Annotated in this window: 6 protein-coding genes and 4 pseudogenes; 6 read left to right on the top strand and 4 right to left on the bottom strand. The window is 68.0% G+C overall.

Annotated features, from left to right (window positions below):
* The first annotated feature begins 192 nt into the window (after window positions 1-192).
* Entirely contained in the window at window positions 193-1245 is a 1053-nt protein-coding gene (locus ABZZ74_RS22075; RefSeq protein WP_356767368.1) for an ABC transporter permease, read from the top strand.
* Window positions 1242-2015 (top strand): ATP-binding cassette domain-containing protein, encoded by a 774-nt coding sequence (locus ABZZ74_RS22080; RefSeq protein ID WP_356767370.1) that lies wholly within the window; start codon window positions 1242-1244, stop codon window positions 2013-2015. The genes ABZZ74_RS22075 and ABZZ74_RS22080 overlap by 4 nt, the downstream gene beginning before the upstream one ends.
* Window positions 2016-2566: 551 nt before the next feature.
* On the opposite strand, the gene ABZZ74_RS22085 is transcribed toward ABZZ74_RS22080, so the two are convergent.
* Window positions 2567-3295 (bottom strand): SDR family oxidoreductase, encoded by a 729-nt coding sequence (locus ABZZ74_RS22085; RefSeq protein ID WP_356767372.1) that lies wholly within the window; start codon window positions 3293-3295, stop codon window positions 2567-2569.
* A 75-nt stretch (window positions 3296-3370) separates the two neighbouring features.
* Between ABZZ74_RS22085 and ABZZ74_RS22090 the strand changes: the two genes are divergently transcribed.
* Window positions 3371-3751, top strand: coding sequence for a MerR family transcriptional regulator (locus ABZZ74_RS22090; protein ID WP_356767374.1), 381 nt, complete (start codon window positions 3371-3373; stop codon window positions 3749-3751).
* 295 nt (window positions 3752-4046) lie between these two features.
* Window positions 4047-4586 (top strand): GNAT family N-acetyltransferase, encoded by a 540-nt coding sequence (locus tag ABZZ74_RS22095; RefSeq protein ID WP_356767376.1) that lies wholly within the window; start codon window positions 4047-4049, stop codon window positions 4584-4586.
* A 216-nt stretch (window positions 4587-4802) separates the two neighbouring features.
* Here ABZZ74_RS22095 and ABZZ74_RS22100 read toward each other — a convergent pair whose 3' ends face one another.
* Window positions 4803-5012, bottom strand: a complete 210-nt coding sequence (locus tag ABZZ74_RS22100; RefSeq protein WP_356767378.1) for a hypothetical protein — start codon at window positions 5010-5012, stop codon at window positions 4803-4805.
* Between the two features lie 495 nt (window positions 5013-5507).
* Here ABZZ74_RS22100 and ABZZ74_RS22105 point away from each other — a divergent pair.
* A pseudogene (locus ABZZ74_RS22105) lies at window positions 5508-5863 on the top strand (helix-turn-helix transcriptional regulator); the annotation flags it as partial.
* A gap of 99 nt (window positions 5864-5962) precedes the next feature.
* Here the strand turns inward: ABZZ74_RS22105 and ABZZ74_RS22110 are convergent.
* A pseudogene (locus tag ABZZ74_RS22110) lies at window positions 5963-6082 on the bottom strand (transposase); the annotation flags it as partial.
* Window positions 6083-6368: 286 nt separating this feature from the next.
* Here ABZZ74_RS22110 and ABZZ74_RS22115 point away from each other — a divergent pair.
* A pseudogene (locus tag ABZZ74_RS22115) lies at window positions 6369-7215 on the top strand (IS30 family transposase); the annotation flags it as partial.
* A 137-nt stretch (window positions 7216-7352) separates the two neighbouring features.
* Here ABZZ74_RS22115 and ABZZ74_RS22120 read toward each other — a convergent pair.
* A pseudogene (locus ABZZ74_RS22120) lies at window positions 7353-7463 on the bottom strand (IS5/IS1182 family transposase); the annotation flags it as partial.

Consider the following 7463-nt stretch of genomic DNA (forward strand, 5'->3'; position numbering starts at 1 on the left):
GGTCGTCTGCCGAAGGCTCATCAATCGGCCCTCTGCGGGGCGTGTCCCTGAAGCCGATCAGACGGCCTCGGCCCGGCGGGGCCGGCATAACTCATGCCGGTCATCGCGTAGAACGCGAGCGCGGCTGTGCACCCGCCGGGACCGGGAGGTCACAACCCCACCCGTGAGGGCTGCAGAAGGGATGGTCCTCCAATGAGCGAGCGAGCCGTGCAGGACACGACCGGCGGGAAGACCGTCACGGCCGGCACCCCGCCGGTGCGGCGGCACGGCCCACTGCGCCTGGCCTTCGAGGCGTTCGTCATCCGCCGCGAGGCCACCATCTTCATCGTCGCGGTGGGCCTGCTGCTGTACTTCTGGTCCAACAACGCCGACTTCCTGGCCCGCAACAACCTGGTGAACCTCTCCCAGCAGACGGCACCGTACGCGATCATCGCGGCGGGCATGGTGCTGCTGCTGGTCAGCGGGGAGATCGATCTGTCGGTGGGCGCCGTCTTCGCACTGTCGCCGTTCCTGATGCACTACATGATCGACTACTACGGCACGTACCCAATCATCGCGATCATCGGCTCGATACTGGCCGGCGCCTTGATCGGTCTCGTCAACGGCTTCGTGGTGGTCGTGCTCAAGGTACCGTCGTTCGTCGCCACGCTCGGCATGCTCTTCCTCATCCTCGGCATCATGCTGACCACGTCGCACGCCTACCCGGCACAGATCCCCGAGGCAGCTCACGGGGTGCGCGGCTGGTTCGGGCAGGCGGACTGGTCGGAACTGATCTGGTGCCTGATCATCGTCGCGTACTTCCACGTCGTACTCACCCGATCACGCTGGGGCCTGCATACGATCGCCACCGGCGGCAACCCGCTGGGCGCGAGCGAGGCCGGCATCAAAACCGGTCGCATCAAATTCGGCAACTTCATGGCCACCAGCGCCCTGGGGGCCTTCGCCGGCCTCCTCGAGGCCTTCCGCGTCGACTCGATCGACCCGACCGCTGCGGGTGCGGACGGCGCATCCCCGATGTTCACCGCCGTCTCCGCCGCGGTCATCGGCGGTACGGCGCTGGCCGGCGGCTCGGGGACGGTCGTCGGCGCGCTGCTCGGCGCGCTCGTCCTCGCGGAGTTGCGCAACGGGTTCAACCTCATCGGGATCAACGCCAACCCGTTCAACATCATCCTCGGTGCGGCGATCATCCTCTCCATGGTGCTCAACGTGCACCTGGCCAGACTGCGAAGGGCAGGCCGCCGATGAGCGAGTTGACCGGTCCGACACCGACACCGGCGCTCTCCGTGGAGCATATTGTCAAGGGCTTCGGCGCGGTCACCGCGCTGCGGGACGTGAACCTGCGCCTGAACAAGGGCGAGGTACTCGCCCTCGTCGGCGACAACGGCGCTGGAAAGTCAACCCTGCTGAAGATCCTCTGCGGCTTCCACCGGCCTGACGCAGGCCGCATCCTCCTCAACGGCGAGGAAGTGACGCTCAAGTCGGTCGACCATGCCCGCTCGCTCGGCATCGACGCGGTGTACCAGGACCTGGCGCTGGTCAACGAGCTGACGGTCTACCACAACATGTTCCTGAACCGGGAGATGATCCGCCCCACCCGTCTGCTGCACAACCGCGCGATGCGCAAAATCGCCCAGGAGCACCTGGACGAGATGGGGGTGAACATCCCATCGGTCGACGTCGAGGTCGCCAAGCTCTCCGGCGGCCAGCGCCAGGCCATCGCCGTGGCCCGCTCGGTCTACTCCGAGGCCAGGGTCCTCCTTCTCGACGAGCCCCTGGCCGCGATGGGCGCCAAGGAAGGCGCCCTCATCCTCGACCTGGTCAACGACCTCAAGGCCCGCGGCGAGGTCTCCGTCATCATCATCGCCCACAACTACGCCCAGGTCTTCGAGGTCTGCGACCGGGTCAATCTGCTCCAGCACGGCGAGATCACCTTCGACAAGCGCACGTCGGAGACCTCGGTGGCCGAGCTCACCGACCTGGTGGTCGAGGAGTACCGGAGGTCGCGAACCAAATAGGCGTCGTTCTGCGTGAGGGCGGCCTCGACGCCGGCGAGGATGGCGTAACCGCGCTGCCATCCCTCTTCTCCGGACAGAATCCCCGCCGTACACCCGGGCCCACGGGCTGCAGCCATGCCCGCTCCCTCGGCTTGACCCGCACTCACGTCCAGCGCGCCCTCACCGAGATGGCCTGCAACGTCACCTGCGTCGCCCACTGGATCGAACCGGCGGAGGAGAGGACGAGGTCTTCGCGCTACAGGCAACCGGATCCAGCGTGGTGTGGGGTGGATGGCAGGGCCGGCTGCATGTCGTCGACGGGATCAAGGCATTCCGGGGCAGAGTTTCGACATGCGCGGCCAATTGCTCGCCGTGGACAGTGACCCAACGCAAGAGGCTGTGTATGCGGCGACCGCGAGCGGCGGGGTGCACGGCGTACCGCTGTGACCGAGTACCAGCCTCCCGCGGCCGCCGACACCTTCGGCACGCATGAAGATCCACAACTGCGGACGGAGATGTGTTGACCGTCCTCAGAAGGAACCGACCGAAGTCAGTGCGGCCCCCAAGGCCGCTCAGGCCGCCATCAACGCCGCCAGGGCGCGGTCCATCGCGGCGTTGAACTCTTCCGGCGCCAGCGGCAGCCGGGACTTGACGTCCCGGCTCCACTGATCGGCGAGGACCTCGGCGGAGCCCGCCTCGACACCGTCGAGCGCCGCGTCGGCCAGGTCCGACGGAGCGATCTTGTCCACGGGCCAGCCCGCGGCCATGTCGGTGTCGGCCAGGCCGAGGTGCACCGCTGTGACGAGCGTGCCCTGCTCGGCGAGTTCCAGGCGGACGCCGTTGGTCATGGCCCAGGCGGCGGCCTTGGTCAGGTGGTAGGCGTTGGCGCCCTTGCCCCCGAACCACGACATGGCGGAGAGGACGTTGACGATCGCGCCCCCGCCGTTCCTGGCGAGCGCCGGCGCGAACTCCCGGATCATTCCCAGGTGGCCGAACATGTTGGTCTCCAGCTCGTGCCGTACCGCCTCCAGCGAACCGGTCACCAGGTCCGTCCCCGTACTGATTCCCGCGTTGTTGATGAGCAGCGAGACGTCCGGGGCGGCCTCGGCCGCAGTCCTCACGGATGCGGGATCGGCGATGTCGAGGGGCAGTACCACGGCCGCGGGCAGGTCCACGGTCTCCGGCCGGCGGGCCGTCGCGTAGACCTTGCGGGCGCCCCGTTCCAGCAGGCGCTGGGCGAAGGCACGCCCCAGGCCGCGGTTGGCTCCGGTGACAAGGGCAACTGAGTTGTTGATGTCCATGCCCGGTACGCTAAAACCTTACGCTGACGTCAGAGGCAAGTGCTGGTCTTCAGGACCGGGGTGAAAGGGATCACCATGACCGCCGTCACAGAGGCCGCGACCGAGCGGCTGATCCGCATCGGCGAGGTGGCACGGGGCGCCGGCGTCTCGGTACGCGCCGTGCGCTACTACGAGCAGCAGGGGCTGCTCATCGCCGAGCGCAGCCCGTCCGGCCAGCGCCTCTACCGACAAGACGCCATCTCCCGGATTCGCTTCTTCCAGCAGATGTACGCCGCCGGCCTGACCAGCCGAAGGATCACAGAACTCCTTCCGTGCTGGGACTCCGGGCACACCGACGCCGAGCAACGAGCCATGCTGCGCGCCGAGCGCGACCGCATCCAGGCCAAGGTCGACGACCTGCAGGCTGCCCTGGACCGCCTCGACGAGGTCATCGCGATCACGGACGCGCACCCCTAGGAGGGCTTGGTCAGGTCCGCCCCGGTGTCGGCGAGGTCGCGGGCGGCCGCGACGATCGCCGACCTGGTGCGTTCGACGTCGCAACGGCTGTCGCCACCGCGTAAGCCTGGCTCACTGGCGACAGGAGGCCGGATAGGTTCCGCAACGGCACTGTTGATCGTGATACCGGGGAAGGCATCCCGTCCCCGGCAGACGCCGCTTGTAGCGTCCGTTGGCGAGGAGAACCCCCGGGCCGGCGGCTTGATTGGGTCCGTGAGTTTTGCTCACTGGCGAGCCTGCTGATGGGCTGGCCGGTATGACTGACCTCGGGCCCGTCGCCTGGCCGCCTACCCCGATCAGTACCGAGAGGCTCGTGCTGCGTGAGCCGGCGGCCCGGGATCGTGCGACGTTCATCGAGTTGCTCGCGTCGCCGGAGGTGCACACCTATCTCGGCGGCCCGCGCCCGCGTGACGAGCTTGAGCGCGAGATGCCCGAGGTGCCCGGGCGGTGGCCCGGGAGCTTTGTCGTTGATCTTGATGGGTCAATGATCGGCCAGATCCTGCTCAGGAGAGCACCGGAGCACCAGCCCCCGGCTGCCGAGGGCAGGGTTGATCTCGGCTATTTGTTTCTGCCGCGGGCATGGGGATTCGGATACGCCGCTGAGGCGTGTGCGGCGGCACTCGACTGGTTCGACGGCGTCCTTCCCGGCGAGCCGGTCGTGCTGGCCACCCAGACCGCCAACGCCGCCTCGATGCGGCTCGCGGCGAAGCTGAAGTTCACAGAGGTAGAGCGGTTCCACGCCTGGAACGCCGAGCAGTGGCTCGGCATGCGGCCCCCGGCCACGCCCTCAATTTGATCTGGTCACGCCCGGCTGATTCACCGATCCCGATCCCGATCACATCCACGACGCCGACCACTGTTACCTCCGCATCAAACGGCCAACCACCCGGCTGGATGCGCGGCAGGCATCACGCCGATGCCGCGCCGGATGCGTCCACGGGAGGCGGCAGGCGGGCGCAGGCGTTCACGCAGATCGGCGACGTACTCGGCGGGGCGGCGGCGAGCAGGCCGTTCAGGCGCAGCACTGCAGGATCAGGACGCTGCGTTGCTGAGGCGCCAGCGCCTTGGCGGCGTGCATGAGCAGCGCGCGGATGGCGTGCTGCTCTGCGTAGTCGCCGGTGGCTTGGTCCGGCAGGTATTTCGGTGGGCGGTTCTTCCAGTCTCCGGCGCGCCACCGCTGGGTGCGGGTATTGATCATGACACGCCGCAGGTAGGCGCCCAACAAGGCGGTCTGCAGCAGGTCTACGGGGGCTGCTCGAGTGCTTCTGTTGTGCCTGGGGCCTTGGTGGGTGGCGGGGCTGCGGTGAACCAGCGGGACCCTCCAGCACTCTCCGTCCGCGTGACACCCACCCGGTGGTCGGCCGGCCGCCGTACCTTGTTGTCGTTGATGGTCTGGGGTGCTGGCAGGTCCTCTTGGCCGGCCAGCTCTCCGGGCCAAGCCAACGCTGGTTGGCGGGGGAAAGGCTTTTGCCGTCGGTCCTGTTCGGGGTGCGGGGGAGAGTCTCCGGACGGGCCGGAGCGGAGCCCGCGCCAGTGCCCGATGCGTCCACGTCATCGAGTCCAGCGGCTTGCGAATGGAATGGCAGCCTGTTCCGTCACCCTGATCAAAGGCTGAAGTCCCGGGCGCAGAAGCGATGTTGAGACCTGACTGAAGAAAGCGCCTGTCGCTTGGCCTTCTCTCGGGGCTTGCGAGCGTCCGGACGATCGCGCCGTCTCCATGGGGGGAGACGGCCCGACAGGGGTGAGCCGTCCATGGCAGGAGGTGGCGTTATTCGCGGCCGAATTACGCAAACTCCGGGCGGAGGCCTGGAGTCCGACCTATCGGGAGATGGCGCCGCACAGGCCAGGGAGCGAGCACGCTGTCACAAGCGGCCGGCGGCGAGCGGCTGCCGACGCTGCCGGTCGCTCCGGCGTACGTGGCTGCGTGCTCCGGTGATACCGAACGAGTGGGAGGAGCGCTGGCGTGAAGTGGCTGCTGAATCGGCGTCAGAGCCGCGCGCAGGGCAGGAGAACGCTGAGCCGCCCTATCGGGGGCTTGCCCGCTTCGAACCCGATGACGCCGGCCTCTTCTACCTTTGATCTTGGCCAGTGCTTCGGCCTTTAAGCCGGATGGTGAAGGCCATCTCACAATAGGTGTGACCCGCACTGAAGCGCGGACCAGTACTGTTTACCTCAATCCACGGGGCGTTTTTGCCGCTCGATGTACTGCTGTACGACGGTCAGGGGCGCCCCGCCGCAGCTTCCGGCGAAGTAGGAGCCGGACCAGAAGTGCCCGCCCCACAGGTACGTCCGTTCTAGTGGTCGTCGCAACACCCCAGTTCTGGGGATGCGATGGCGTTCGAAGCTCGGAGAGACCGTAGGCCGCAGGGGCGCAAGAAGCTCCACGCCGAGCGGGAGGAATACTTCCGGCTCGTGCAACAGGGCTACAGCAGTGCAGAGGCGGCCAAGCGTGGGGGTGTGCACGTGGCCGGCGGCGACGCGGGCCGCTCGCGGGTGGCGCAACGGCCGCCTGCTCAACAGCGGCAGGATCGAGCCGCCCGTTCGTTCGCAACGGGCGGCCGTCCCCGTTTCCTCCGGCCGGTACCTCGGTGAACACGAGCGCATCCACATCGCCGACCGGCTGCGGGAGAAGGCATCCATCCGCACGATCGCCGCCGAGCTGGGCCGCAGTCCCTCGACCATCAGCCGCGAGATACGCCGAAACGGTGCGCTCTGGCACGGCGCCGAGTGGACCTACCGGCCCTACGCGGCTCAGTTCCGCGCCGATGCCCGCTGGCCTCGCCCCAAAGCCGGGAAGATCAGCCGGTGCCCGCGGCTGCGGGACTACATTCAAGAGCGTCTGGAACGGCGCTGGAGCCCGGAGCAGATAACCCACCAGCTCCGCCGGGACTTCCCCGACGATCCGGAGATGCGAGTGGCGCACGAGACGGTCTACCAGGCCCTCTACGTCCAAGGCCGTGGAGAACTCCGTCGCGAACTCACCAAGGCCCTCCGGACCGGACGGACCCGCGGGCGTCCCCACCGCCAGGCATACAAGCGGCAGCCCCGGTTCACCGCCCCCATGGTGATGATCAGCGACCGGCCCGCCGAAGCGGCTGACCGTGCCGTCCCCGGCCACTGGGAAGGCGACTGCATCGTCGGCGCCGGTCACCGTTCCGCCGTCGGCACACTCGTCGAGCGCACGACCCGCTTCACCATGCTGGTACACCTGCCCAACGGGCACCGGGCAGAGCACTTCCACCAGGCACTCACCACCACCATCAGCCAGCTTCCGCCCCATCTGCGACGGTCACTGACCTGGGACCAGGGCAACGAGATGGCAGGCCACCAGCTCTTCTCCGTCGCCGCGGACATGCCGGTCTACCCGCAAGACGCTCGGCTGGGAAACCCCAGCCGAGCGTCTGTCTAAACTGCTCGCGGCTTGATCAACTCCTCGCGGAGCTGCAACGCCCCCTACAGCGGATCCCTCCGCCGAAGGCCGGGCCGGCGAGCGGTTCGTTCGGTGCTCCCCGGCCCGCCCGCGAGGCCCCCTCCGTGAACGCCCCGGCGTTAAGACGTCATCTCATTTGGTGAGTCTCCGGTAGCAGATGAGGGTGCAGGCGATGCTGGTGAAGGCCAGGAAGTGCTCGGCTTTGCGCTCGTAGCGGCGGTGCAGTCGGCGGCATCCGGCGAG

This window comes from Streptomyces sp. NPDC006476, assembly GCF_040612015.1.
In the GTDB taxonomy this organism is placed as follows: domain Bacteria; phylum Actinomycetota; class Actinomycetes; order Streptomycetales; family Streptomycetaceae; genus Streptomyces; species Streptomyces griseorubiginosus_B.

Coding starts and splice junctions, on each gene's coding strand:
- ABZZ74_RS22075 (WP_356767368.1), top strand. CDS start 193: ATGAGCGAGCGAGCCGTGCAGGACACGACCGGCGGGAAGACCGTCACG.
- ABZZ74_RS22085 (WP_356767372.1), bottom strand. CDS start 3,295: ATGGACATCAACAACTCAGTTGCCCTTGTCACCGGAGCCAACCGCGGC.
- ABZZ74_RS22080 (WP_356767370.1), top strand. CDS start 1,242: ATGAGCGAGTTGACCGGTCCGACACCGACACCGGCGCTCTCCGTGGAG.
- ABZZ74_RS22095 (WP_356767376.1), top strand. CDS start 4,047: ATGACTGACCTCGGGCCCGTCGCCTGGCCGCCTACCCCGATCAGTACC.
- ABZZ74_RS22090 (WP_356767374.1), top strand. CDS start 3,371: ATGACCGCCGTCACAGAGGCCGCGACCGAGCGGCTGATCCGCATCGGC.